The 23,711-nt window shown below is 66.7% G+C and carries 26 protein-coding genes; 12 read left to right on the top strand and 14 right to left on the bottom strand.

Features of this window, described 5'->3' with window-relative positions:
- Positions 1-47: 47 nt before the first annotated feature.
- Positions 48-650 (bottom strand): hypothetical protein, encoded by a 603-nt coding sequence (locus EAF64_RS11685; RefSeq protein WP_129069177.1) that lies wholly within the window; start codon positions 648-650, stop codon positions 48-50.
- A 112-nt stretch (positions 651-762) separates the two neighbouring features.
- On the opposite strand from EAF64_RS11685, the gene EAF64_RS11690 reads away from it, so the two are divergent.
- On the top strand, positions 763-2,157 hold the full coding sequence (locus EAF64_RS11690; protein WP_129069178.1) for a DEAD/DEAH box helicase family protein: 1,395 nt from the start codon (positions 763-765) through the stop codon (positions 2,155-2,157).
- Here the strand turns inward: EAF64_RS11690 and EAF64_RS11695 are convergent.
- Positions 2,154-2,570 (bottom strand): hypothetical protein, encoded by a 417-nt coding sequence (locus tag EAF64_RS11695; protein ID WP_129069179.1) that lies wholly within the window; start codon positions 2,568-2,570, stop codon positions 2,154-2,156. The two genes, EAF64_RS11690 and EAF64_RS11695, sit on opposite strands and share 4 nt — an antisense overlap.
- Positions 2,571-2,652: 82 nt before the next feature.
- On the opposite strand from EAF64_RS11695, the gene EAF64_RS11700 reads away from it, so the two are divergent.
- Entirely contained in the window at positions 2,653-4,152 is a 1,500-nt protein-coding gene (locus EAF64_RS11700; protein WP_129069180.1) for a DUF790 family protein, read from the top strand.
- A 36-nt stretch (positions 4,153-4,188) separates the two neighbouring features.
- Positions 4,189-4,608 carry a VOC family protein gene (locus EAF64_RS11705; RefSeq protein ID WP_129069181.1) on the top strand — a complete coding sequence of 140 codons (420 nt, stop codon included), beginning with the start codon at positions 4,189-4,191 and terminating at the stop codon, positions 4,606-4,608.
- 12 nt (positions 4,609-4,620) lie between these two features.
- Here EAF64_RS11705 and EAF64_RS11710 read toward each other — a convergent pair whose 3' ends face one another.
- The gene (locus EAF64_RS11710) at positions 4,621-5,265 is read right to left on the bottom strand and encodes a hypothetical protein (RefSeq protein WP_129069182.1); all 645 of its coding nucleotides are present in this window, start codon (positions 5,263-5,265) and stop codon (positions 4,621-4,623) included.
- Positions 5,266-5,412: 147 nt separating this feature from the next.
- Between EAF64_RS11710 and EAF64_RS11715 the strand changes: the two genes are divergently transcribed.
- Entirely contained in the window at positions 5,413-5,622 is a 210-nt protein-coding gene (locus EAF64_RS11715) for a hypothetical protein (RefSeq protein ID WP_129069183.1), read from the top strand.
- A gap of 149 nt (positions 5,623-5,771) precedes the next feature.
- On the opposite strand, the gene EAF64_RS11720 is transcribed toward EAF64_RS11715, so the two are convergent.
- Complete coding sequence (locus EAF64_RS11720; protein ID WP_129069184.1) at positions 5,772-6,740, bottom strand: phosphoadenosine phosphosulfate reductase family protein; 969 nt, start codon at positions 6,738-6,740, stop codon at positions 5,772-5,774.
- Positions 6,741-6,881: 141 nt separating this feature from the next.
- Between EAF64_RS11720 and EAF64_RS11725 the strand changes: the two genes are divergently transcribed.
- On the top strand, positions 6,882-7,127 hold the full coding sequence (locus tag EAF64_RS11725) for a hypothetical protein (protein WP_129069185.1): 246 nt from the start codon (positions 6,882-6,884) through the stop codon (positions 7,125-7,127).
- Between the two features lie 197 nt (positions 7,128-7,324).
- A complete protein-coding gene (locus EAF64_RS21005) occupies positions 7,325-7,462 on the top strand; it encodes a hypothetical protein (RefSeq protein WP_193767661.1) in 138 nt (45 codons plus the stop codon).
- A 26-nt stretch (positions 7,463-7,488) separates the two neighbouring features.
- On the opposite strand, the gene EAF64_RS11730 is transcribed toward EAF64_RS21005, so the two are convergent.
- The gene (locus EAF64_RS11730; protein WP_129069186.1) at positions 7,489-8,085 is read right to left on the bottom strand and encodes a DUF7110 family protein; all 597 of its coding nucleotides are present in this window, start codon (positions 8,083-8,085) and stop codon (positions 7,489-7,491) included.
- A 238-nt stretch (positions 8,086-8,323) separates the two neighbouring features.
- Here EAF64_RS11730 and EAF64_RS11735 point away from each other — a divergent pair, with 238 nt between their 5' ends.
- Both EAF64_RS11735 and EAF64_RS11740 read left to right on the top strand, forming a co-directional pair.
- Positions 8,324-9,358 carry an NAD(P)/FAD-dependent oxidoreductase gene (locus tag EAF64_RS11735; protein WP_129069187.1) on the top strand — a complete coding sequence of 345 codons (1,035 nt, stop codon included), beginning with the start codon at positions 8,324-8,326 and terminating at the stop codon, positions 9,356-9,358.
- Positions 9,359-9,513: 155 nt separating this feature from the next.
- Complete coding sequence (locus tag EAF64_RS11740) at positions 9,514-10,962, top strand: amidase (RefSeq protein ID WP_129069188.1); 1,449 nt, start codon at positions 9,514-9,516, stop codon at positions 10,960-10,962.
- An 89-nt stretch (positions 10,963-11,051) separates the two neighbouring features.
- On the opposite strand, the gene EAF64_RS11745 is transcribed toward EAF64_RS11740, so the two are convergent.
- The 7 genes from EAF64_RS11745 to EAF64_RS11775 all read right to left on the bottom strand — a co-directional run bounded on the left by EAF64_RS11745 (position 11,052) and on the right by EAF64_RS11775 (position 17,819).
- Positions 11,052-11,990, bottom strand: a complete 939-nt coding sequence (locus EAF64_RS11745; RefSeq protein ID WP_129069189.1) for a ribonucleoside-diphosphate reductase — start codon at positions 11,988-11,990, stop codon at positions 11,052-11,054.
- Positions 11,991-12,075: 85 nt separating this feature from the next.
- The gene (locus EAF64_RS11750; protein ID WP_129069190.1) at positions 12,076-12,837 is read right to left on the bottom strand and encodes an ATP-binding cassette domain-containing protein; all 762 of its coding nucleotides are present in this window, start codon (positions 12,835-12,837) and stop codon (positions 12,076-12,078) included.
- On the bottom strand, positions 12,834-13,904 hold the full coding sequence (locus EAF64_RS11755) for an ABC transporter permease (RefSeq protein WP_129069191.1): 1,071 nt from the start codon (positions 13,902-13,904) through the stop codon (positions 12,834-12,836). The genes EAF64_RS11750 and EAF64_RS11755 overlap by 4 nt, the downstream gene beginning before the upstream one ends.
- A 66-nt stretch (positions 13,905-13,970) precedes the next feature.
- Positions 13,971-15,125, bottom strand: coding sequence for a hypothetical protein (locus EAF64_RS11760; RefSeq protein WP_129069192.1), 1,155 nt, complete (start codon positions 15,123-15,125; stop codon positions 13,971-13,973).
- Between the two features lie 153 nt (positions 15,126-15,278).
- Positions 15,279-16,967, bottom strand: a complete 1,689-nt coding sequence (locus EAF64_RS11765) for an AMP-binding protein (protein WP_129069193.1) — start codon at positions 16,965-16,967, stop codon at positions 15,279-15,281.
- A 117-nt stretch (positions 16,968-17,084) separates the two neighbouring features.
- The gene (locus tag EAF64_RS11770) at positions 17,085-17,432 is read right to left on the bottom strand and encodes a hypothetical protein (RefSeq protein ID WP_129069194.1); all 348 of its coding nucleotides are present in this window, start codon (positions 17,430-17,432) and stop codon (positions 17,085-17,087) included.
- Between the two features lie 60 nt (positions 17,433-17,492).
- Positions 17,493-17,819, bottom strand: a complete 327-nt coding sequence (locus EAF64_RS11775) for a 2Fe-2S iron-sulfur cluster-binding protein (RefSeq protein ID WP_129069195.1) — start codon at positions 17,817-17,819, stop codon at positions 17,493-17,495.
- A gap of 155 nt (positions 17,820-17,974) precedes the next feature.
- Between EAF64_RS11775 and EAF64_RS11780 the strand changes: the two genes are divergently transcribed.
- The gene (locus EAF64_RS11780) at positions 17,975-19,387 is read left to right on the top strand and encodes a geranylgeranyl reductase family protein (RefSeq protein WP_129069196.1); all 1,413 of its coding nucleotides are present in this window, start codon (positions 17,975-17,977) and stop codon (positions 19,385-19,387) included.
- 207 nt (positions 19,388-19,594) lie between these two features.
- A complete protein-coding gene (locus EAF64_RS11785) occupies positions 19,595-20,101 on the top strand; it encodes a type IV pilin (protein ID WP_193767662.1) in 507 nt (168 codons plus the stop codon).
- Positions 20,102-20,135: 34 nt separating this feature from the next.
- Here EAF64_RS11785 and EAF64_RS11790 read toward each other — a convergent pair whose 3' ends face one another.
- Positions 20,136-21,416, bottom strand: a complete 1,281-nt coding sequence (locus EAF64_RS11790) for an amidohydrolase (protein ID WP_129069198.1) — start codon at positions 21,414-21,416, stop codon at positions 20,136-20,138.
- A 42-nt stretch (positions 21,417-21,458) separates the two neighbouring features.
- Positions 21,459-21,782, bottom strand: a complete 324-nt coding sequence (locus EAF64_RS11795; RefSeq protein WP_129069199.1) for an uS10/mL48 family ribosomal protein — start codon at positions 21,780-21,782, stop codon at positions 21,459-21,461.
- A 122-nt stretch (positions 21,783-21,904) separates the two neighbouring features.
- On the opposite strand from EAF64_RS11795, the gene EAF64_RS11800 reads away from it, so the two are divergent.
- Both EAF64_RS11800 and EAF64_RS11805 read left to right on the top strand, forming a co-directional pair.
- A complete protein-coding gene (locus tag EAF64_RS11800; protein WP_129069200.1) occupies positions 21,905-22,330 on the top strand; it encodes a bis(5'-nucleosyl)-tetraphosphatase in 426 nt (141 codons plus the stop codon).
- A 66-nt stretch (positions 22,331-22,396) separates the two neighbouring features.
- Positions 22,397-23,461, top strand: coding sequence for a DUF5787 family protein (locus tag EAF64_RS11805; RefSeq protein ID WP_129069201.1), 1,065 nt, complete (start codon positions 22,397-22,399; stop codon positions 23,459-23,461).
- Positions 23,462-23,711 lie beyond the last annotated feature (250 nt).

Consider the following 23,711-nt stretch of genomic DNA (forward strand, 5'->3'; position numbering starts at 1 on the left):
ACGGGTAAAAGGGTTCAGAAATCCGTCGCCTGCATCCGGACGCCACCTCAGGGCCGCACCGCGAACGTCTCGGGATTGTACCGCAGTGCGTCCACGACGTCCCGCCAGTCGCCACGGTTACGGAGCGCGTACCGTGCCAGCGCCGGGTTGCGGATCAGTTCGAGTTCGGCCAACCGCAAGCGATCGGGCGCGTACAGGTCCGCCCAGTCGAGTCGCCGCATTCGTTCCTCCCGGTCGCTCTCGCCGTCGAAGGTGAGCCGCCCGCTCTCGACGTCGATAGTCCCGAACTGGTAGCGGGTCCAGGCGAGGTACTCGTCGAACGGCACCGTCTCGGTCGGCTCCCCCTCCCGCCGATACTGGGCGCGAAACCGCTGGTGTGGCTCGTCGCCTCCCCAGAGGTGTCCCCGAGCGAGCAGTTTCACCCACCCGTCGGTCTCCACCGCGAGGTGGTAGTCGACCCGCGCCCGCTCGTATCCCCGGGTTCGGAACTCCTGGGTCACCGACGGCCCCTGCAAGACGAGTTTGTCGGTCCGCTCGAACGGCCGCCCCGTGTCGAACGCCCGCTCGTAGACCGACGTGCACGACCGCTCGGCGGCCGCGTCCCCGGCCCACTGCTCGGCGTCCGTCTCGTGCGGATCGACCCAGGACATACTCGCCACTGCGATCCAGCAACGTTTGTCGGTTTCGCCGCGTGCAGGACCAGCGTGGCCGTTCCCTCCGCCAGGCGGTGGGTTCTTTCCGTGCCCCGACGTAGGCGCGGCCGTGCTGACGCTCTCCTTCGAGGACGGGACGGTCCGGCTGGCCGGGGACGTGCCGACAGGGTTGCCCGGCGTCGAGCGCGACCAGCGCTCACAGACCGGGCGTGCCCCGGCCGTTCGGTACCGCGAGATCCGGCGGGCCCTCGACGACCGTGGCGTCGCCTGCGAGGATCGCGTCCTCGACCTCCAGCCGCTCGACCTGCAGTCTACCTACGAACTCCGCGAGTACCAGCGGGCGGCGCTCGACGCCTGGCTGGAGACGGACGACACCCCGGATAGCGGAGCGGAGCGACAGCCCGCCCCCCGTGGCGTTCTGGAACTTCCGACGGGAAGCGGGAAGACGGTCATCGGGGTCGAGGCCATCGAACGGCTGGGGACGCCGACCTTGGTGGTCGTCCCGACGATCGACCTCTTAGAACAGTGGCGCGAGGAACTACAGCGGGAGTTCGACGTGCCGGTAGGCCAGTTCGGCGGCGGGAAACAGGTGTTCGAGCCCCTGACGGTGGCGACCTACGACTCGGCGTACCTCCGGGCCGACGACGTGGGCGATCGGTTCGGCCTGCTCGTCTGCGACGAGGTGCACCACCTCGGCGGCGAAGGCTACCGCGACATCGGCCGCATGTTCGCCGCGCCCGCTCGCCTCGGGTTGACCGCCACCTTCGAGCGCCCCGACGGCGCACACGAAGTGATCGAGGACCTCGTGGGCCCGGTCGTCTACCGCCTCGACGTCGACGACCTCGCCGGCGACCACCTCGCCGACTACGACCTGAAGCGGATCGAAGTCGCGCTCACCCCCGACGAACGCGAGGCCTACGAGCGTGAGCAGGGCACCTTCACCGACTACCTCGCCCAGTCGGACATCGAACTCCGGAGCGGGAGTGACTACCAGGAACTCGTCAAGCGATCCGGGACCGACCCCCGGGCCCGGGAGGCGCTGCTGGCCAAGCAACGCGCCCGCGAGATCATGATGAACGCCGACCGGAAAGTCGAGGAACTCGCGAGCATCCTCGACCGCCACCGCGAGGACCGGGTGATCGTCTTCACCGCCCACACCGATCTCGTCTACCGGCTCTCCGAACGGTTTCTGGTGCCGGCGATCACGGGCGAGACGGGTGCCGACGAGCGCCGGGAGATCCTCTCACGATTCCGCGAGGGGACCTACTCGACGGTCGTGACCGCGAACGTCCTCAACGAGGGCATCGACGTGCCCGACGCCAACGTCGCGGTCGTCCTCTCGGGCAGCGGGAGCCAGCGCGAGTTCACCCAGCGACTCGGGCGAGTCCTCCGGCCGAAAGATGGAGACGACGGCGACGGAACCGCGAGTCCGGGCCGAGCGCTCCTCTACGAAATCGTCAGTGAAGAGACGGCCGAAGAACGGGTCGCCCGACGGCGGCGCTAGGCTCCGGCCGACCGTTCTTCGAGGTCGAAGTCCAGGTTCGAGCCCTCCCAGAACTCGTCGTACGGCACGTCGAGGACGACTTCCGTGGGAGCCGTCTGGTTCGCACCCAGCACGAGATCGGTCGATCCCTCGACGGTCCGGTTGCCGATCCGTCGGGTGACGCTCACTCGAACGGTCCGTTGGCGGTCGGCCTTGTTCCACACCTCCAGGTCGACGACGGTCGTGTTGTCGCCGGCCCGGGTGTTCCAGTCGGGGACGGCGAAGCGGTTCGGCTCCGGCCGCTCGACCGACGACCCGCCGCCGGCGGCCACGTCGCCGGACTGGGGCTGAAGCGTCGGCCGCGGCGTGTTCATACAGCCCGCAGTGAGGGCGACGACCACCACGAGCGTACACAGGACCTGTCGGCGATGCATAGAGGTCGGTCAACAGCGCCGGGGCATGAATCTTCTCTCTCACTGCGGGGCTTTTTGTCGCTCCGTCGCCCACCTCAGGGCTGTGCTGACGAAGGACCTGCTCCGGGTGTCGCGGGCCGGCGGCGGCTACCAGCCCCGATTGGCGGACGCCGACGACGAGTCACTGGCGGCCCGCGTGATCGGCGTCTACCAGGGCCACGTCGACCAGTCCCGCACGGCCCTGTCGGACGCGCTCACCGACCTCGAACGCGAGGCCGCCGATTTCAAACTCGTCCGGGGGTTCGCCAAACTGCTCGAACGGGCGGCCACCTTCGAGACTCGCGCGCCGGTCGACCCCCGTCGTGCCCGCGAGGCCGCCTTCGGGGCCGCCGCACCGGCCGGCGTCGTCACGAGCGAGGAGCGCGACCGGGCGCTCGCGGCCGCAGCCGACCGACTCGACTGCACGCTCAAGGGAGTCGAGACCGCGCTGTACGCAGACCGCGAGTGTGAGCAGGTCCTCGTCGATCCGAACGTCCGCTGGGAGCCCGCCGACCTCGTTGCCCAGTACAACCTCTCTTTGGCCCAGACCGCCCTCTTCGACGCCACCGAGGTCCGGGTGCGTTCGTCTGACCCCAAGACCGTCGTCTCGGCGGTCAAGCGACTCCGCCTGATGTACGAGATCCGCCGGACCGACGACGGCCGCGAAGTGGTCGTCACCGGCCCCGACGCGCTCTTTCGCGCGACCCGCCGCTACGGCACGCGCTTCGCCCGCCTGCTCCGGACGGTCGCCGGTACCGCCGACTGGAGCCTCGCGGCGACCGTCGACGACCGCGGAACCGAACGGGAGTTGGTGCTGACCGACGCGGACGTGTCCGTCCCCGACGCCGAACCCGTGACCGAGATGACCTTCGACAGCGGCGTCGAGGCGGACTTCGCCACCCGCTTCCAGTCGCTCGATCTCGACTGGGAACTGGTCCGTGAACCCGAACCGCTCGCGGCCGGGGCCCACGTCGTCATCCCCGATTTCGCGTTCGAGTACGAACACGCGGACTTCCGCGTGTTCTTCGAGATCATGGGCTTCTGGACGCCCGAGTACGTCGCGAAGAAACTCGACCGGCTGGCCGATCTGGAGGCCGTAGAGATGCTCGTCGCCGTCGACGACAGTTTGGGAGTGGGCGAGGAGATCGAGGCCCGCGAGCACCGCGCGATTCCGTACTCCGGGACCGTCAGACTCAAAGACGTGCGCGTGGCGCTCCGTCGCTACGAGGACGACCTCGTCGCCGACGCCGCCGCGGACCTCCCCGACGAACTCGTCCCCGACGACGACGCCGTCACGCTCGAGGACCTGGCCGACCGCCACGGGGTCAGCGACTCTGCCCTCGAAGGCAAGTCCTTCCCTGCCCACGAACTCGTCGGCCGGACGCTCGTCCGGCCCGTCGTGCTGGAGGGACTGGCCGACGAAGTCGAGACTGGGATGGCACTCTCCGAGGCCGAGACTGTGCTCGAGGAGTTCGGGATCGACGACGCCAGCGCGGTCCTCTCGCGGCTGGGGTACCGGGTCGAATGGGAGGGGCTGAGTGGCGGCACGGTGCAGGAGAAGTAACGAAGCGGTTTTGCCGCGCTCGGCGGATGGACCAGTATGCAGGACCTCGCGGCACACCACGTCGGACTCACGGTGTCGGATCTGGATCGCGCGATCGCGTTCTACCGGGACACGCTCGGGCTGGAGGTGCTCTCGCGGTTCTCGGTCGGCGGCGAGGCGTTCGCCACCGGCGTCGGCGTCGCGGGCGCGTCCGCGGACTTCGCCCACCTCGACGCAGACGGTGCGCGGGTCGAACTCGTCGAGTACGAACCGGAGAGCGACAGGCACCCGGAAGGCCGGCTGAACAAGCCAGGCGTGACCCACCTCGGGCTGGAAGTCGACGACCTCGACGCGTTCTACGCCGATCTGCCCGACGACGTGCCTACGATCAGCGAGCCACAGACCACCGAGAGCGGGACACGGATCTGCTTTTTGCGCGATCCGGACGGGCATCTAGTCGAAGTGCTGGAACTGTAAAACCGGATCCGCTCACCCGTGGTCGGTGGCGTCGAACGTGTCGGGGCCGACGGGAATGTCGACCAGTTCGACGCCCTCGGGCAGGTCGTCGCCGTCCTCTGGAACGTAGCCGGCCGGGAACGCCGCGACGGTGTCGGGCACGACGAACCCCCAGGTCGCGTTCCGGGCGGCATCCTCGTCGAAGAGGAGCAGGGGGCGAATCCGGTCGCAGGTGACGGCCCCGTTCCGCGTCGGCGCGACGAAGGACTCGTCGGCCGCGATGTCGGGGTCGTCGCCACGGTCCGGAGCGATCACGGCGTCGAAGCCGTGGTCGTCGATCACGTCAGCGAGGCGGTCGTCGCCGGCGATCACGAGATCGAGTCCCCAGCGGTCGACCCAGCGAGCCACGAAGGCGTCGGGAGCGACGGGGTCGGTGAGGACGACCGGCGGGAGCGGCCGACCCTCGTCGGCGGCCACCTCGCGGACGAGATAGAGCGCGAGCGTGGAGTCGCGGTCAGCCGTCCAGATCACTGCCGGCGTCTCGTAGGCGTCGAGCACCCGCCGCACTACCTCGCTCGCGCGCTCGAACTTCGCGGCCAGCGTCGGGTATTCCGCGGGCGTCTCGCCCGCGCCGTCGGTGTAGTCGACTCCGGAATCGTCCGGGACGCCGTCGGTCATTGGGGGTGGCTGGGTGAGCGACCGACGTAGTTGTTCCGGAGCCGGTGGCGATCCCCGAGCCATCCCCGTCAACCCTCACAAACGCCACCGCGGTGGCCGTTGTCGGCCGTTTGCGTGCCCTTATCGGTGGCCCCGGGAATCCTCGGTATGAAACAGAAAGCGGACGCGAGCACCGGGCGGATGCGCGCTCGTGCCTGGACTATCGCCGCACAGTTCTACGACCCCGCGGATTACGGCATCCCAGACCTCCCGGAGTGGGTCGAGGGCCGGGACGCCGAGGGCCGACTGGTCTTCGCCGACGCCGACAGTGGCGAGGCGTTCATCAGAGCGGAGAATCCGGCGAAAGTGCGGCGGTAGGCGGGGCTGTAACGCTTCCAACATCCGGCGGCCGAAGGCCGCCGGTTCACCGGACGCGAGCGGAGCGAGCGTCCGGGAAGTTTTCATACTAAATTTTTGCGAGCGGGGGTTCGCCTGCGGCGAACTCCCCGAAGTAAAAATTCAGGATCCTACATGTAGCCGAGGTCGCGCAGGCGCTCCATCAGGTCCTCCTTGTCCTGGGCGCGGCCGGCGCGCTCGGTCGTGTTCTCCATGTCCTGCAGCCAGGCAGGCTCTTCGGCGGACTTGTCTGTCGAGACTTCGCTACCCAGCGAGCGGAAGCCGGCGAAGTACTTCGGACTCACGGGGAGGTCTTCTTTCGTGAGGTCGCCGGGGATGTCGTCCTGGCCCTGGGGGACGTAGCCGTCGTCGGGGTACTCGTCGACGGTGTCCGGGACGACGAAGTGCCAGTAGGCGTTCCACACGTCGGGTTCGGCGAACTGCAGGATCGTCTGGACGCGGTCGTGGGGCGGGTAGATGTCCGGATCGTGTCGCGGGGAGAAGAAGGTCTCGTCGGCGCGGGCCTCCTGTTCGTCCCAGCGGACGCCGGAGAGGATGCCGTCCACGTCGTACTCCTCGATGGTGTCGTTGAGCGCCACCGTCTTGAGCAGGTGGTTGCCGACGTAGGTGTCCAGCAGGAACGGGAAGGTGTCTTCCTCGTACTCCAGGATGTTTCGGATGTGGTGCTGGTTGTGCTCGGAGAGCTCGTCGACCGGGATGTCGTCGCCCGGCGTCAGGCCGTTCTCGTCGACGTACTCGCCGACGTCCTCGTTGCGGGCGTAGATCAGTTCCAGATCCCACTCGTCGGCCCACTTCTCGACGAAGTCGAACAGCTCGTCGAAGTGTTGATAGTGGTCGATGAAGACCGCCGGGGGGACCTCGAGATCGTACTTTTCGGCGACTTCCTTGATGAAATACAGCGTCAGCGTCGAGTCTTTCCCACCGGTCCACATCACGACGGGATTCTCGTACTGTTCGAGGCCCTCGCGAGTGACCTCGATGGCCTTCTCGATCTTGTCCTCGATGGTCGGATAGTCCGAGGGGTCTTCGCCTTCGCCGTCGGTGTAGTCGACGTCCAGGTAGTCTGGGAATTCCGCCATGGTATAATGAGATATAATTACTCCCCGGTAAGTGTTTTTCGGGATTCCATTCGTGTGGGCCAGCCTACCATATCCGCTCGGTCGGGCAGTGTGGGAGTCGCGGGCCCCTGAATTTTAAGGGCGGCCGTCGTATGCGGGGGCATGAGCGAGTTGCAAGCGGATCTGCGAGCGGCGTTCGAGGACGAAGGGTACGACGTAGACGACGTGACGGTCAACCGCGATCAGGTACGGATCGTCCTGCTGGCCGAAGGCGAGAGCGCGAGCGATCTCGAAGCGATCACCTACAGCGTCGTCGACGAAGAGGACGTCCTCACGATGAACGTGACGACCGAGTCGGTCGACGGCCAGGGGCTGAGCACGGTCGTCTCCTTCCGCCACCGGGGGTGACCATCCGGCCGCCGTGCCGGTCAGTCCACGCTCGACGGCCAGCTGCGGACGGCCACTCACGGTTCGATGGAACAGCAGACATTTTACGACGATTCGTTGACGTGTTCGTGTGCAGCGATCGCTGCTGGTACTGGTAGTCGCAGTGTCGATGGTGCTGGCTCGAAGTCGGCAGTTCGACCGGGAGCCGCAACTTCACCATGGACACCGAGTTCGTCGAGTTCGACACGCCGGTCGACACGGCGCTCCCGGAGAGCGTCCGCGAGGCTGCGTCGGGAACCGGGACGACGACCGGTTCGAGCGCGACCGCGAGCGTGGCGCTGCGCGGACGGTCGTAGCGAGTAGCGGAGACGGAGCCGCGAATTCAGCTGATGAACTTGTTGTCCCGCCAGTTGACGCCGTTTGCCCCTTCGTCCTCTTTGGGCTCTTCGACGACGTTGACGGAGGCGGGGCGGTCCTCACCGTCGACGATGCGGGTCGCGTGAAGTTCGCCGTCGACCGCCACGACGGCGGTTAGCGTGCCTTTTTCGGCGATCTCGGCGATCCCACAGAGTACCTCGAACATCGGGTACTGGAGCGCGGTATTCTGGAGAACGGTTTCGCGGTCGCCCTTGAAGCAGGCGTATTCGACGAGTTCGGACTCGATCTCTTCTTCTTCTTCCTCGAGTGTGCCCCACTGCGGGCCGCCACCGCCACCACCGCCACCGGGGCCGCCGGGTCGGTCTTCGGGCTCTTCCTCGTACACCCTGTTTTCGGTGATACTTGCTTTCAATTGCGCTGTCGGCGTGTACTTGCTCATGCTCTCGTCGGCAGCGACAGCACTGATGATCAGTGTGTTGTTGCGACGAGTGATGTCGATGTCCTCCATCTCCACCGGGAGATCGGGGTCTTCGAAGTACTCGTACACGTCTTCGAGCGGCAATTCGAGTGTCGAATGGAGTCTGAATACACGGCTTGTCATGTTTTGAATGAGTGGCGGTCGGCTGACACCGGGTCTGTTCGTCGGGATATACGCACCCCAGTCATATATGGCCTGTCCTTCGTGTGACCGATTCTAACTGTGATGTATGGTAACTGCCAGCACGGATTCGGTACGGGTAGTTTGCCGAATGGCCAGTGGGGCCACCGTGTCACGAGGACACGATAACCGACGGGTAACCAGACAGTTTTGTGTCGCGCACCCCTACAAGCCGATACCAATGAGCGAGGAACGCGAGTACGAAGTCGTCGTCGTCGGCGGCGGCCCTGCGGGACTGACCGCTGCGCTGTACACGACGCGGCTGGGCCACGACACCGCCGTCATCAACCGTGGTGGCGGCCGAGCAGCGATGATGCAGGACACCCACAACACCATCGGAATCACGGAGGACACGTCGGGCAACGAGTTGCTCCAGACGGCCATCGAGCAGGTCAAAGGCTACGGCGCGGACTACCACCGCGACTTCGTGACCGACGCCGAGCGCCTCGACGATGGCCGGATTCGGCTGGAGGCGGGCGACGTGACGGCGGTCACCGACCGGGTCGTCCTCGCGACCGGGTTCTCCGACGGCCGGCCCGACCCGCCGGCCCCCCGGACGGGTCGCGGGCTCCACTACTGTCTGCACTGTGACGCATACATGTTCGTCGACGAGTCGGTGTACGTGATGGGCCACGGCGACAGCACCGCCCACGTCGCGATGATCATGCTCAACTTCACCGACGAGGTGGACGTCCTCCTGAACGGCGACGAGCCGACCTGGAGCGACGAGACGGACGAGATGGTCCGCGCGCACCCGGTCGACATCGTCGAGGAAGAGGTGACGGGCGTCGAGAACGGCGACGACGGCTGGCTCGAAGCCCTCGAATTCGAGGACGGCACCCGGCGGGAGTACCGCGGCGGTTTCGCCATGTACGGGTCGGACTACAATACGGACCTCGCGGAGCAGTTGGGCGTCGAGTTGAACGACGACGGGACCGTCGCGGTCGACGACCACGGCAACACCAGCGCCGATAGCGTCTACGCGGTCGGCGACATAGTGCCGGGCCACAACCAGATTCCGGTCGCGATGGGCCAGGGCGCGAAGGCCGGTATCGACATCCACTACGATCTGCGGACCTACCCGATGTCGAAAGAAGAGATCGAGGCCCAGGGTGGCATCGACGCCGACGACGTGCCGGCAGTTTCCGACGACATCCGCGCGTCCGCACAGGCTCACCGCGAGGACGGGAGTGAGAGTGCGAGCGCGGACGACTGACGGTTGGCGGACCGCAGGGAGGCCGACGAATGTGCGAGCGGGCCGCAGGCCCGCGAGCAGGGAGACGCGACTGGAAGAAGCGTCTCCGAACGACCGAGCGAGCGGGCCAGTGGCTAGGCGAAGCTATTATTCGGGTTCCGTGCGGGTTTCGGGCCATGTCCACAGCATACCGGTCCGCGACCGATCTCGCGGACGCGATCCGGACGGGTGAACTATCCCCGGTCGAACTGGTCGAGACGTACTTCGACCGCATCGACGACCACAACGGCGAGTTGAACGCCTACGTGAACGTGCTGAAACAGCGCGCACGGGAACAGGCCCGCGAGGCCGAACGGGCCGTGGAAGACGGCGAGGACCTCGGCCCGCTCCACGGGGTCCCCGTCGCGATCAAGGACCTCCAGATGCCGATCGAGGGCGTTCCCCACACGATGGGGCTCGCGCCGCTGGCCGACAACGTCGCCGAGGAGACCGCGGTCATCGTCGAGCGCCTGGAGGAAGCCGGCGCGATCCCGCTGGGGACCACGAACACGCCCGAGCTGGGCCACACGATGCAGACGTACAACGAGTTGCTCGGGCCGACGCCGACGCCGTTCGACCTCGATCACAACGCGGGTGGGTCCTCCGGCGGGTCGGCGGCGGCGCTGGCCGCGGGCCTGGCACCGCTCGCGACCGGCTCCGACGTCGGCGGCTCGCTCCGGAATCCGGCGTCTTGTTGCCACGTGGTGTCGGTGAAGCCGACCTTCGGCCTCGTTCCGATGGACACCCGACCGGACGCGTTCAGTTCCCACACGCCGGTCGGCGTCTTCGGACCGATGGCCCGGACCGTCGACGACCTGGCGCTCATGCTCTCTGTGCTGGTCGGTCAGGACGACAGCGACCCGTTCAGCGTCGCCGCACCCAGAGACGACTACACGGACGCGACCGACCGCGAGGCCGACGAGTTCGACGTGGCGTTCACGCCGGACCTCGATACGTTCCCGGTGGCCTCGTCGGTCACGTCGATCTGTCGGGACGCCGTCGACGCGCTGGCCGACGCGGGCGCGACGGTCTCGGAGGTCGAGGTCGACGGCCCCGACAAGGGGACGCTCAACTACGCGTACGGCACCGAGGCGACGCCGCTGTTCGCCGTCATGGCACAGTACCTGGAAGAGGAGTACGGCGTGGACGTGACCGGCGAGGACGCCGACGACCTCTCCAGTTCGTTCGTCCAGACCGTCGGGATGGGCGAGGGGTACGACGCCGTCGACTACCTCAAGACGAACGCCGTGCGGACGGAGTTGTACGACGCGGTCGAGGCAGTGCTGGACGACCACGACGCGCTGGTGATGCCGACCCTCTCGACGCCGCCGCTGACTCACGACGAGCCCTACCCCTCCGAGATCGACGGCGAGCGGGCCGGCGGCCTCCCGATGGACTGGGGGCTGACCTGGCCGTTCAACATGACTGGGCACCCGGTCGTGGCCGCGCCCGCTGGCCTCACCGAGGACGGGTTGCCCGTCGGCCTCCAGATCGTCGGGTCGCGGTACGACGAGGCCGACCTGCTCGGCATCGCCGCGGCGCTCGAAGCGACGAACCCGTGGGCCGGCGACTACCCCGAGCTCTGAGAGGGCCGTCACTGGCGGCTCGGGCCTCGAAAAAGTGAGGTGGATGCCGAACCGCAGTATGGCGATCGCGGCCTGTCGAGCAGCGGTAATTAGTCCGCGGTCGCGCTCGACTCGCCGTCGTCGATCTTGACGAGTTCCTCGACTTCCGGAATCTCGGCGTCCGCCTCGGTGATGATGTCGATCCGGCGCATGAGTTTGTCACGCGCGTACTCCACGAGTGGGACGGGGTTGACGTTCTCCTCGAAGTCGGAGACGGTCCCCGCGATGTGGGGCATCAGGTCCATCAGCACGTCCTGGACGACGGACTCGTCGACCTCGCCGGACTGGACGTAGCCGCGGACTTTCTGCATGCCGAAGCCGACGTGGCGACCCTCGTCGGAGCGGATCTTCGCGATGCCGTCGACCAGGCCGTCCGAGTCGGGCCAGTCGCCCAGCGCGATCTCGTCGGAGCCCTGGTCACTGAACGAGGACGTGATCCCGTAGTAGCCGGTCTGGGCCAGCACGCTCTCGACGCCGAGGTGGTAGTGACAGTACGCCCGGACGCGGTTCTCGGGCGTGTCCTCCTCGAGCAGTCGATTCATGGCGTCCTCGGTCTTGTCGAAGACGGCGATGTAGTCGTCGTTGAAGTAGCGCTGATCGGTCGGCTGTGTCACTTCCAGGCCGAGTTCTTCGGCGACTGGGTTGAACACCTCACGCCAGTAGCGGTCGAAAAACTGCGTGTGCTTGGCTTCCTCGTAGATCTGACTGGAGATGAACATCTGGTCGTCGATGTCCTCCAGCACCATCGCCAGCGGCATCAGGTCCTCCGTGACGGCCTCCTCGCCCGCACCGAAGCGGGCGACGGCCATCCGGCTCTCCTCCATCTCGCTCTCGGTCGGCTCGTACTCAAGGAACTTCTGCTTGTCTTCCTCCAACCCCTCGATGTCGTACGGGTCCCAGTGTCGGTAGACGGCGTTCTTGAAGTACCCCTGTGCGAACGAATCCGGGTCCAGGCGCATGTCCCGGGTAGTGTCCTCCACCTGCGTCATGATCCACAGTACAGTTGGTAGTACACCACATAGCCCCGTTGCAAGAGACCTTAGGCCATTTAAATTAGGGTAGTATGACGGGTGTTTAAATATCGCCCGTCGCGTCGCGTTCGGCCGCCAGGGAGCGTGCCACGTACAGATCGTGTAGTGAGTCGTGTTCACCGAGGTCGATGGCGGCGCGTGGCTCGTCGACGAGGACCGCACCGTCGTGGAGGACGGTGAGGTGGTCGATCACGTCCGCGAACGCCCCGAGCTGGTGGGTCGAGACGACGACGGCGTGGCCCTCGTCGCGGTAGTCGGTCAGCAGATCGAGCAGGTTCGTCTTCGACACGTCGTCGAGGTCGCCCATCGGTTCGTCGAGACAGACCACGGCTGGGCGGTTCAGCAGGGCGAGCGCCAGGTCCAGTTTCTTCCCGAACCCACCCGAGAGGTCGCCGGCCCGCCGGTCGCGGACGCGGTCGAGTCGGAGCGTCGAACAGAGCTCCTCGCGCCAGGCCTCGTCGTCGGCCCCGGTCAGCGCAGCGAACACGTCCAGATTCTCCGCGACGGTCAGGTCCCGGTAGAAGTTGGCCCGCTGGAACCCCGGACCGATCCCGTCGGCTGGCGCGTCGACCGACCCACTCGACGGCCGGGTCAACCCCAGCGCGATCCGGAACAGCGTCGTCTTGCCCGAGCCGTTCGGCCCCACGAGCGCGTGGATCGTGCCCGGTTCGACCGAGAGGTCGACGCCGGACAGCGCCGTCACGTCGCCGTAGGCCTTGCTGATCTCGCGCAGTGCGAGGATGGGATCGTGGTCGTTCCGATGGTCGTCGCCGCCGGTCCGGTCGTCGTCCGTGGGTCGGGTCATATCGTTCGTTTGTACCGTTCGATGGACAGTTTCAGCACGAACAAGGTCAGGACGGTGAAGCCGACGAGCGCGAGGACGTAGTCCCCGTACAGCGACGGGGGCGTGTCCTTCAGCGTCAGGCTCCGGGTGACGACCATCGAGTAGTGCAGGGGTATCAGACGCGCGATCTCACGGCGGACCGGGGAGAAAAAGCCCACCGGATAGACCAGATTCGAGAAGGTGATCGCGGCGAGCAGGACGGCGACGTTGAGGAACCGCCCGACGGTGTCGAAGTTCGTCAGGATCATGATCGAGGTGCTGATCGCCGCCAGGTAGACGAACGTCAACAGCAGGACGGCGATGGCCCCCGGCGCGAACAGCGTCACCGAGTAGTTCAGGTAGGCGGCGGCCGCGCCGAAGGCGAGGGTCGGGATCAACATGAGGGCAGCGAAGTAGCCGATCTTCGTCGCCACGACGGCGTCCAGCGAGGACTCGACGAGCAGGCGGTCGAGCACGTCGCGTTCCCGCGCGAGGGTGTAGGGGAGATACGTGAACGCGAACAGCATGACGATGCCGAGCAGGAAGACGGGGAGCAGGTACTCCGAGAGGGAGTGTGTGCCACCGACGACCTCGCGCCGGACGGTCACGTCGGCGTCGAACTCCCGATCCAGGTATCCGCCGGCGATGCCCTGGATCGCTTTCGAGGGTTGCTCGAAGGGGACCACGCTCCCGTCGACGGTCAGCGTGAACGTGACGTTGTTCGTTCCGTCGTCGTACAGCCCTGGCGGGACCTCCAGCACGGCGTACACCTGTTCGCGTTGTAGCGCCCGCCGGGCGGCCGAGGCGTTCTCGTAGACCCGCGGCTCGGAGAACAGCGTCAGTCCACCCTTTATCAACGCGATCTCGTCGTCGGTGACCGACTCGTTCTCGGCGACGATCCCCACGGGGGCGTCCTCGGGAATCACGGTGCCGAAGGCGGCCGTCGTCGTCGCGAAGAAGGCCGGCAACACCAGGAGCAGAAAACAAAGCGTCACCAGTCGATGCCGCGACCAGCGGACCTCCTTCCCCAACAGCGACGGAATGTCCATCGACGGCGGGGTATCGAATCGGGGGGACTTGAGACTGGCGGGGACGTGACCAGGGGGACCTCGGTCCTACGGCGGAGCGCGGATCGCGTACGTGCTCGAATCGCTCTCGGCGGTCGGGCCGGACGACGGGCCACCGGCCGTGGTCTCACCGCTCTGTCCGAACGAGCCCAGGAGCCGAGCGAACGGTTCGACGGTGGACTGAATCGCCGCGGCGACCGTGTCGCTGTCGACTTCGATTCGCATCACGGCGTCCGATCCGTCCTGGTTCACGTCGACGGAGTCGTAGAAGGAGACGACGCTCTCGTTGGTGGCGTTGTTCTTCGCCCTGACGACGCCGGCGTCGATCAGGTTCGTCAGGTCGCTGGCCGTCCCCTCGCCGTTGGTGCCGAACCGGGTCTCGAACCCAATGGTGTCGCCGTCGGTGTAGTACGAGCCGGCGACGGTGTGGGTATCCTCGAAGATCTCACGCACCTGTTCGCGGGAGTAGCCGCCGGCGGTTCCGGGGAGCGTGCTGTCGTTGATGTCTGACTTCTCCAGCGTAGTGGCGAACTGGACGTAGCCGTCCCGGGTGTTGCGGTACGTCTGCCGGAGGTCGCCCGAGACCGGGTCGGCCGCGCCACGGTCGACGTCGATGGCGTCTTCGACCGCCGCTTCGGTGCCGACGACGTACAGGCCCTCGCTCAACACGCCGAGCAGCTCCGCCTGTCCGTCAGCGCCGGACTCGTTGACGTAGACCGTGTAGCCCTCGTAGGTCTCCTCGGAGAGGTCGCTCCCGTTTTCGGCGCTCTCGACGACGTTCGAGGTCTGCCACTCCGAGTCGATGATGACGCCGTAGTACTCGTTGCCGGACTCGTTGGCGGCCGTCGACCCGTAGACCATGACGCTGTTCAGTTTCGAGAGCGCGAGTTCGTCTTCGCCAGTCTCGTTCTCGTACGCGGCCAGCAGGTCCCCGTAGTCCGCGGGGCCCTCGTAGGACTCGTAGGCCGCGAACGGGTCCAGTGTGGCGTTGATCGTGCGTTTCGTCGTCGGATCGGAGACGACACCGGGGTCGACGTAGACCACGGTGTCTGCCTCACCGGGCACGCGGTCGATCATCTGGTCGCCCCCGTCCATCGCCGGGAGGAACCCGCCGAGCGCGAGCGCCGTCACGACGGTGCCGCCGGCGAGGAAGACACCGACGACCTTCAGCTTGTTCGCCAGGACCGTCTCGGCGAGCGCCATCACACCGCCTCCGCCGACCGCGCAGTCCGGGCGTGGACGGCCCGTGTCGACCGAGACGACACACAGCTATGCCAAATCATACTTACAGATCTCCGACAACAGGACAAAGAAGTTTTCGTCGGTTCAGAACGTGAGGCGGACCTCGACGGCGGCTTACTCGTGACGACCCTTCAGCGAGTGCTTGTCCGTCTTGCCCACGTCGGTCGTCGGGACTTCGTCGACGATGTTGATCTCTTCGGGCATGGCCTGTTTGGGCACCTTGCCGTCGAGGTGGTCGCGGACGTCTTCCTCGGTGAGGTCGCCGTCGTAGTTCGGATCGGGTTCGACGTAGACGACGACGATCTCGCTGCCGGGGCGGTCGGGATCGGGTGCGCCGATGGTCGCCGGGCGGTGGACGCCGGGGTGACTGAACAGCACCTCGTCGACCTCCTCGGAGTAGACCTTCAGCCCGGAGACGTTGATCATGTTCTTCACGCGGTCGACGATGTAGAAGCGACCCTTGGCGTCGATCTTGGCCACGTCACCGGTCGCGACGAACCCGTCGTCGTCGAAGGGGTTCTTGCTCTCGTCGAGGTAGCCTTTCATCCGCTGGGGGCCGTTCAGCAGCATCTCGCCTTCGAGTTCCTCGTCGATGGCTTTCTGGAGGGGAATCTCCTCGCCGGAGTCCACGTCGACGAGTTTGACCGCCGTGTCGGGCACCGGCACGCCGATGGTCGGCATGTCGAAGCCTTCCTCGCGTGTGTCCTCACCCAGCAACATGTCCTGGAGCCCACGTGTGTTGAAGTGAGTCACCGGCGACATCTCCGAGAGGCCGTAACCCTGGGAGACGCCCTTGGACTTCTCCTCGAACTGCTCTTTGGTCTCGGTGGCCAGCGGCGCGGACCCGGAGAGGCCGACCACGTCCTGATCGAGGTCCTCGTTGACGATTTCCATGAACTGCGTCGGGACGCCGAGCATGATCAGCGGCTCGCGGTCCTCGATCAGATCGACCATCATCTCCGTGTCCCGGGCGTCGGGCACCATCAGCATCTCCAGCCCGAGTTCGATCAGCGAGTGCTGGACCGAGTAGCCGTAGGCGTGGTACATCGGCAGCGCCATCACGGCACCCTCGTCACCACGCATCATGTCCGCCATCCTGGACTGGGCGGCGTTGGCCTGCAGCGCGTTGGCGACGAGGTTGCGGTGGGTGAGCTGACAGCCCTTCGGCAGGCCGGTGGTGCCACCGGTAAAGAGGAGCGTGTGGACGTCCGCTTCCACGTCGAATTCGACTTCGGGCGGGTTCGGTTCGGTCGACTCGATCACGTCGGTGAGCCACTCGACACCCGCGACGTCCTCGTGGTCCTCGGGCGGGGCCTCGCTGTAATCGTCGACGGTGGTGAGGATGACGTTGTCCAGATCCAGTTCCTCTTTCAGGCTCATGATGAGGTCCCGGTGTTTGTCCTGGCCGACGAGGACCTCGGGCTCGCCCTGTTCGAGCCGGTAGATCAGGTCCTCCTCGGCGTCGAGGAAGTCGTTCGGGATGTGGACTCCGCCGGCCCGGGAGATGGCGTTCTCCGCGACGACGAACTGCACCGAGGTCGGCAGCACCGTCGCCACGCGACTGTCCTTCTCGACCCCCCGGTCACGAAGCGCAGTCGCCAGCCGTTCGACCTGGTCGACCAGTTCCGGGTACGTGTACTTCTGACCAAGCTGGACGAGCCCCTGTTCGGGGTACTCGTCGGCCGAATCGTAGAGGAACTGGTGAACCGGCTGGTCGGGGTACGGTTCGAGCGTCTCCGGCACGCCGAACTTCTCGTACTCGACGAACCACGGCTTCTCGGGTAGCTCGGTTGCGTCTGACATCTACATTTATTTCCCGTCCCCCGTGGCTTAAATCCGCATGATTAGCCACCAACGACAGCCGGTTTACCGGATGCCCCTGATTTTTTCGGGGTTTCAATACCGACCGGGAGCGACCTGTCAGCCCGAGAAGACTGCGCTGATGACCACGAGGTTCCAGGTCGTCAGCCCGACGCCGAGAACCGAGAGCGCCAGCGGCACGCCGACGTTGTGCGGGTGGTCGACGGAGCACCAGACGGCGTAGGCGACCCCGAACGCGGCGAGTTTGAGCCCGACGAGTCCCCAGAGGCCGTACGACGCCGCCGCCCAGCCGACGACCGGGCTCCCCTCGGCCACGGGGCCGGCCACCTGCGTCGTCGCCGTCGTGAGGACGTCACCGATCCCGTAGAACGTGATCGAGAGCCACCAGAGCCAGGACCGCATCTCGATGAACCCGTTCAGCGCCGACGCGACCGGCGAATCCTCCATCGCTACCCTACCGAGGCGAAGCGAAGCCGAATACCTTTGGGTCGGCTCACCACGAGCAGGTCAGTCGTCGGCGGCCGCGCCCGCCGACCCCTCGGCGTCCTCGTCGATACTGGGCGGGTACTCCCCGCGATCCAGCACGAGGTCGGACGCGGGTCGGGCCATGCAGGTCAGGGCGTACTCCGCTTTCTCCTCGTCGGTGAACCCGTGTGCCGCCGGTTGCGTGACTTCGCCCTCGACGATCTTGGCCGAGCAGGCCAGGCACATCCCGACACGACAGGAGTACTCCTGGGCGATCCCCTCCTCGATGCACCGGCGGAGGATCGTCTCTTTCTCCGAGACCGTGATCTGTTCCCCCGTCCCCACGAATTCGACGGTGTAGTCGGTCATGCTCCCCGATTGGGCACCACCTGTCAAAGGTCTTTATCCCCCGATCGGTTCCTGCCCGGAGGACGGATTGTCGTCGGCGAATCGCGCTGAGGGTCGGGACGGCCAGCTTGTGACTTTTATAAAGAGTTTTCTCGGTGGGGCAATCAGGGACGGACATGGCTACACAGGAGTCCGACGCCGGCGATTCGTCCGTCGGTGGCGGGACCCGGACGTACGACATCGTGGTCGTGGGGGCGGGGACGTCAGGGTGTTACGCGGCCGCGGCCGCCGCACACGAGGGGCTCGACGTCGTCATCGTCGAGCGCAAGACCGCGGAGGAAGCCGGACACATCGCGTGCGGGGACGCCCTGAAGGGGGCCGACCAGTTCCCCGACAGCATCCCGAAATCCCAGATCGCGCCGGCCTTTACGAACACCGTCGTCGATCACGGCCGCTTCGAGATTCCCTCCGAGGACGCCGTGCTGGACATCCCGGTGCCGGGCGAACTCGCCGTCATCGACCGCTGGGAGTACGGCCGCCTGTTGATCGAAGGTGCCGAGAAGGCGGGCGTCGAGTTCCACTACGACACGGTCGTTCAGGACGTTCGACAGACCGAGGACGGGCGCGTCACCGGCGTCGACGCGATGCGACAGGGCGAGCCGGTCACCTACGAGGCGGACGTGACCATCGACGCCGCGGGCGCGCTGTCGATCCTGCAGGACAACGCCGACCTCTCGGACGCGACGTTCGACACGAACGTCCAGTACTCACAGTTCTCCTCGGGCTACCGGGAGGTCATCGAGGTCGACGAGCCCGTGGAGTGGTCGGACGCGCTCGTCTTCAAGCCGACCAAGCGTGCATCCGGCTACCTCTGGTACTTTCCGCGGACCGCGACGGAGATCAACGTCGGCCTGGGATTCCAGATGAACGAACAGCCGATGCAGCTGGTCGAGGACCTGAAAGAGGACGTTCGGAATCGACCGGAGTTCTCGAACGCCCGCGTGACGGACAAGCTCGGCGCGGCGCTGCCGACCCGCCGGCCCTACGACTCCGCGGTCGCGCCCGGCTTCCTCGCGGTCGGTGACGCCGCCGGCCACGTCAACCCGACGACCGGTGGCGGCATCGCCGGCGCGGCGTACGCCGGCCAGTACGCCGCTCAGGAAGCCATCGACGCCATCGGTGCCGGCGACCTCGGCGAGGGCGCACTCTGGGAGTACAACAGCCGCATCATGGACCACTTCGGCGGGCGCTACGCCGCGCTCGACGTGTACAACATCTTCACGACCGCCTACGACCTTGACGACCTGATGGCACTGCTGGCGGCGATGCCGGGCGAACAGCTCGCCGAAGCCCTCTACGAGGGATCGACCGACATCAGCCTCCCGCTGAAGGTGAAGACGGCGATCAAGACCTTCGGCCACTGGAAGACGATCTACGATCTCTACCAGACGAAGAACCTCGCCGACCGCCTGCTCGACCACTACGAGGGGTACCCCGAGTCGCCGGGCGGATTCGAGGCCTGGCGGGCCGACCGCGACGACCTGATGGACGACATATACGAAACGACCGGGGCCGATCCGAAGTACTGAACCCCGCGAGAGCCGCTCTCGACCTCTTCTACTTAAACACCCGTCGATCAATCGCTCAAGATTTATCAGTCTAAAGTATAAACAAAAGGGACACGACGGGGGCGGTATCGACGTGGGCACGTGGTGCCGTGTGGGTTCGACGGTTGGGTACCGTCCCGGTGGGGGACAACGATGAACGTTAGAAAGCTATGCACAGACGACTCGGCAGTGTCACCGGTCATCGGCGTCGTGCTGATGGTCGCGATCACCGTGTTGCTGGCCGCGACGGCCGCAACCTTCTTCCTGGGTATCGGGCAGGAGAACACGAACACGAAGCCGAACGCGGCGATCGGCTTCAACTACGAGCAGGATACCAGCACGGTCAACGGTGACGAGTATCGCAACGACACCCTGAAGATCAGTCACAAGAGCGGCGAGACGATCAAGGCGAAGAACCTCGACGTGGTGGTTCAGAGCGCGAAGACCTACGAACTCAGCGGCGGTAGCGTGAGTTCCAGCGGTGTCGACGATCGGTTCCAGTGGGACGACTTCGACGCCAGCATCAACGACAACGACGAGGTCTCGGGCGGCGAGAGCGTGACGCTGAAGGCGAAGACCAAGCCGGTGGACGGGACGAACGTCGAGGCGCTCAACCTCGAAGGCGCGACCGTCAAGATCGTCTGGGACGATCCGGGTAGCAGCTCGACGTTCACGCTGAACACCTGGACGAACTGACGCTGCGACGCAGAATTCTCCGTTTTTTTCGCGCTCAGGGAGCCTCGCGTCCGAGGTGCGTGATGGTCTCGGAAAGTACTGCCACACCGATCGGCAGGGAGTCCTCGTCCACGTCGAAGGTCGCGGTGTGGTGGCCGCCGGGGTGGTCGGTGCCCACACAGACGAACGCGGCCTTGCCGCCCCGGTCCTGGACGTGACGCATGAGGTAGGTAGCGTCCTCGCTCCCGCCCAGATCGTCGTGGCGCAGGACGGAGTCGACGCCCTCGGTTCGGCCGGCGATAGCCTCGACCACGTCGACGAGTTCGGGGTCGTTCTCGGCGCTGGGGGCCTGGCCGCTGGTGCCGATCTCGACCTCGCAGTCGTGCATGACGGCGGCGCTGTCGAGCACGCGGTCGGCGCGCTCGCGCATGTACTCCATGAGGTCGGTGCTCTCGCCGCGGACCTCGCCCTCGATGTAGGCCTGTTCGGGGACGATGTTCGCGGCGGTCCCGCCGCCCACGTCGCCGGCGTTGACGCGGGTCGCGCCGTCCTCGTGGCGGGGGATCGCGTAGAGGTTCTGGACGGCTGTGGCCATCGCTTGCACGGCGTTGCAGCCCTCGGCCGGGTGGCCACCGGCGTGGGCGGGTTCCCCTTCGAACTCGGCGTGGAAGTGACTCACCGCGAGGAAGCCCCCGACGCCCGCGACGACCTCGCCGGTCGGGTGGTCGAGGCCGATGTGGAGGGCCAGCAGGTAGTCCACGTCGTCGAGGTGGCCGCTCTCGGCCATCGGGGCCGCACCGCCGACGACCTCCTCGGCTGGCTGGAAGAGAACCTTGAGCCGGCCGGCGAAATCCCGATCCGCGAGGGTTTCGAGGACGCCCAGGCCGATGGTCGCGTGGGCGTCGTGGCCACAGGCGTGCATCGCGCCGGTCTCGGAGCGAAAGCCCTCGGCAGCGGGGTGGTGGTCGGGATCCGCGGACTCGGCGCGGGGGAGGCCGTCGATGTCGACCCGGAGGGCGACGGTCGGGCCGTCGCGTTCGCCGTCGAGGGCCGCGATGGCGCCGGTGTTCCCACCCGCGAGGCGGTCGAGGAGGTCGGGATCGACGCCGGTGTCGCGGGCGCGGTCGCGCCACACGGCGAGGTCGGCGTCGTCGGGCAGGCCCATCCGGGCGTCGGCGTCGAGTACGTCGGGGCCGACGAGCAGTTCGTCGACGTCGATCCGTTCGAGTTCGTCGACGACGCGGGCGGTGGTTCGGAACTCCCGCCAGGCGGGTTCGGGGTGGCGGTGGAACGCGCGGCGGAGCGAGACGAGGCGGTCGCGGTCGAGGTGGTTCATACCGCCCAGGAGCACCGCGAGGGACTTAACGGGTCTCCAAAATCAGTTCATCTGACGGCGCTGTTCGATCTCGGCGGAGACGTGGACGCCGTCGGGGAAGTCGCGTTCGGCGACCGAGCGGGCGAACTCGTCGTGGCCGACGATCTCGATGGTCCGGGTGTAGACGGTGTAGGTCCAGGGCTGGAAGCGGTCGCCGTCGTCGACGAGGCGTTTGCACTGGGGGACGCGCAGCTCGTCCGGCGGGTGGGGATGGGGCCCCTTCAGTTCGACGCCCTTGCGCGCGGCGGTCTCCTTGATCGTGGTGACCACGTCCTCGAGGCGGTGGCGATCGCCGCTTTCGAGCGTGAGCTTCGTGACGAACGGCATGTGTCGGGTCGAGAACGGCGACGGCCAAAAACCCATCTCTCCGCGGCCGTCCGCGACGACCCCGAACCGGAACCGTGATCTCTCCGATATTCTCTTAAGTACTGGTTGAATAACGTAGGTCAATGATAGAGGCCACGAGCGCGGGAGCCATCCTCTTTCGCGATACGCGTGGCCGCAGGGAGTACCTCCTGCTCAAGAGCCGCCCCGGCGACTGGGAATTTCCCAAGGGCGGGGTCGAGGGCGAGGAGGAGCTCCAGCAGACTGCGATACGCGAAGTGAAAGAGGAGGCCGGAATCGGCGACTTCCGGCTCATCGACGGCTTCCGGGAGGATTACGACTACGTGTTCGAGGCGAACGGCAAGACGATCCACAAGACCGTCCACCTGTTCATCGCGAAGTCGTTCGAGGCGAGCGCCGAACTGTCGAACGAACATCGCGACATGCAGTGGCGCGACTACGAACAGGCGTTCAACACCGTCACACAGGACGGCCCCCGCGAGATACTGGAACAGGCCCACGAGTTTCTGAACGAGGAAACCGAGTTCTGAACCCGACGGGCCACGGAAGACAGATGGGGCGACAACGGTTTGAGCCACGGGTCCACAGAGAGGCGTGTGTCGAGCGAACCCGAGTTCGTCTTCGAGTTACGGGTCTGCCAGTGGGCCGAGCGCAACTGGCCGCCCGGCGGCGACCGCGACCGCGACACCGCCGTTCTCGTCGCGCGACAACTGGGAACGAAGTACCGGCGGTGGGACACCATCGTCGTCGAGGCCGACCGGGAAGCCCTCCGCGAGCGGGCCGCCTTCGGTGCCGAGAGTCTGAACTCGGACCTGCTGGGCGTCGTCCGTCACGCCCCCGCCGAGTGGGCCTGGTACCGGGACGCCCTCCCGGAGCCGGGCTATCCCTGGAAGTACGTCCGCGAGGCGGTCCACGAGGCCGCCGACAGGGACCTGGTCGAACGGCGACGGGGCCAGCGGGGGCGCATCGAGTTGCGACGCCACCGGCCCTACCCCGAGTGGGTCGAGCGGATCGTCGCCGTCGAGAACAAGCCGGACCTCGATCGGTCCGCGGCCCGCGACCTCGCCCCGCAGATCGAACGGGACGTGGCGCTGGGACTGGCCGACGAGGTGTGGGTCGCGACGGCGCGGGCGGGCGGTACCGTCGAGCCCGCCCTCCTGGAAGACGTGCCCGTCGAGGCGGGTATCCTGACTGTCGATCCGACGGCCAGCGCGCCGGCAGGTGAGACGGCGGTCGAGGTCGCCTGGAACCCCCGAACGCTCGCGCCCGGCGAACCGGGGACCCGGATCACGGAGCGACCGACGGGGAGCGGTCGGGACGCCTCCGCGGCACGTTTCGAGTACGCCGACCCGGGGTGGAAGGCCGACAAGCGCCGCGAGATCGCCGAGCGAGCCTACGGTCGGGGGTGGCGGGCCTACGCGGACACGATGCGGCCGGACTGCCGACACTTCCAGCTGCGGACCGCGACCGGCGACACACTCCCGTGGTGTGACGCCAAAGACTGCCACCAGACCGCCGGCGAGTGTGCCGGGAGTTGTCCGGACTACTCACCGGAGCCGCCGGCCTGGCGACAGCGTGAGTGGCCGATCGACGGCGGCCCTGGGAAGGCGATCAAGCGCCTGCTCGACGCCCAGCGTCGGCGTCGGCGGCCGGGACTGTAGCGCGGTCGAACACGACAGCGATCCGTCGCGTGCGGGACTTTATCACACTGGCCGGCGTATCGGGCGCATCTCGCTCGTCGGCGCGGGCCGGCGAGACGGGTGCCGATCATGAAAATCGAATGCGAGAACTGTGGCCGGAAGGTGACAGTCGGTCGAGAGGGACAGGAGTCACGCGCGCCGATGCGGTACTGCCGCCGGTGCGGGGACGAACTACCGCCGCGGGACGAGTGGTGAGAAGCGGGTCGCGGGA

The sequence above is a fragment of the Halorientalis pallida genome (assembly GCF_004118325.1).
In the GTDB taxonomy this organism is placed as follows: Archaea; Halobacteriota; Halobacteria; order Halobacteriales; family Haloarculaceae; genus Halorientalis; species Halorientalis pallida.

Coding starts and splice junctions, on each gene's coding strand:
- EAF64_RS11685 (WP_129069177.1), bottom strand. CDS start 650: ATGTCCTGGGTCGATCCGCACGAGACGGACGCCGAGCAGTGGGCCGGG.
- EAF64_RS11695 (WP_129069179.1), bottom strand. CDS start 2,570: ATGCATCGCCGACAGGTCCTGTGTACGCTCGTGGTGGTCGTCGCCCTC.
- EAF64_RS11705 (WP_129069181.1), top strand. CDS start 4,189: ATGCAGGACCTCGCGGCACACCACGTCGGACTCACGGTGTCGGATCTG.
- EAF64_RS11710 (WP_129069182.1), bottom strand. CDS start 5,265: ATGACCGACGGCGTCCCGGACGATTCCGGAGTCGACTACACCGACGGC.
- EAF64_RS11715 (WP_129069183.1), top strand. CDS start 5,413: ATGAAACAGAAAGCGGACGCGAGCACCGGGCGGATGCGCGCTCGTGCC.
- EAF64_RS11720 (WP_129069184.1), bottom strand. CDS start 6,740: ATGGCGGAATTCCCAGACTACCTGGACGTCGACTACACCGACGGCGAA.
- EAF64_RS11725 (WP_129069185.1), top strand. CDS start 6,882: ATGAGCGAGTTGCAAGCGGATCTGCGAGCGGCGTTCGAGGACGAAGGG.
- EAF64_RS21005 (WP_193767661.1), top strand. CDS start 7,325: ATGGACACCGAGTTCGTCGAGTTCGACACGCCGGTCGACACGGCGCTC.
- EAF64_RS11730 (WP_129069186.1), bottom strand. CDS start 8,085: ATGACAAGCCGTGTATTCAGACTCCATTCGACACTCGAATTGCCGCTC.
- EAF64_RS11735 (WP_129069187.1), top strand. CDS start 8,324: ATGAGCGAGGAACGCGAGTACGAAGTCGTCGTCGTCGGCGGCGGCCCT.
- EAF64_RS11740 (WP_129069188.1), top strand. CDS start 9,514: ATGTCCACAGCATACCGGTCCGCGACCGATCTCGCGGACGCGATCCGG.
- EAF64_RS11745 (WP_129069189.1), bottom strand. CDS start 11,990: ATGACGCAGGTGGAGGACACTACCCGGGACATGCGCCTGGACCCGGAT.
- EAF64_RS11750 (WP_129069190.1), bottom strand. CDS start 12,837: ATGACCCGACCCACGGACGACGACCGGACCGGCGGCGACGACCATCGG.
- EAF64_RS11755 (WP_129069191.1), bottom strand. CDS start 13,904: ATGGACATTCCGTCGCTGTTGGGGAAGGAGGTCCGCTGGTCGCGGCAT.
- EAF64_RS11760 (WP_129069192.1), bottom strand. CDS start 15,125: ATGGCGCTCGCCGAGACGGTCCTGGCGAACAAGCTGAAGGTCGTCGGT.
- EAF64_RS11765 (WP_129069193.1), bottom strand. CDS start 16,967: ATGTCAGACGCAACCGAGCTACCCGAGAAGCCGTGGTTCGTCGAGTAC.
- EAF64_RS11770 (WP_129069194.1), bottom strand. CDS start 17,432: ATGGAGGATTCGCCGGTCGCGTCGGCGCTGAACGGGTTCATCGAGATG.
- EAF64_RS11775 (WP_129069195.1), bottom strand. CDS start 17,819: ATGACCGACTACACCGTCGAATTCGTGGGGACGGGGGAACAGATCACG.
- EAF64_RS11780 (WP_129069196.1), top strand. CDS start 17,975: ATGGCTACACAGGAGTCCGACGCCGGCGATTCGTCCGTCGGTGGCGGG.
- EAF64_RS11790 (WP_129069198.1), bottom strand. CDS start 21,416: ATGAACCACCTCGACCGCGACCGCCTCGTCTCGCTCCGCCGCGCGTTC.
- EAF64_RS11795 (WP_129069199.1), bottom strand. CDS start 21,782: ATGCCGTTCGTCACGAAGCTCACGCTCGAAAGCGGCGATCGCCACCGC.
- EAF64_RS11800 (WP_129069200.1), top strand. CDS start 21,905: ATGATAGAGGCCACGAGCGCGGGAGCCATCCTCTTTCGCGATACGCGT.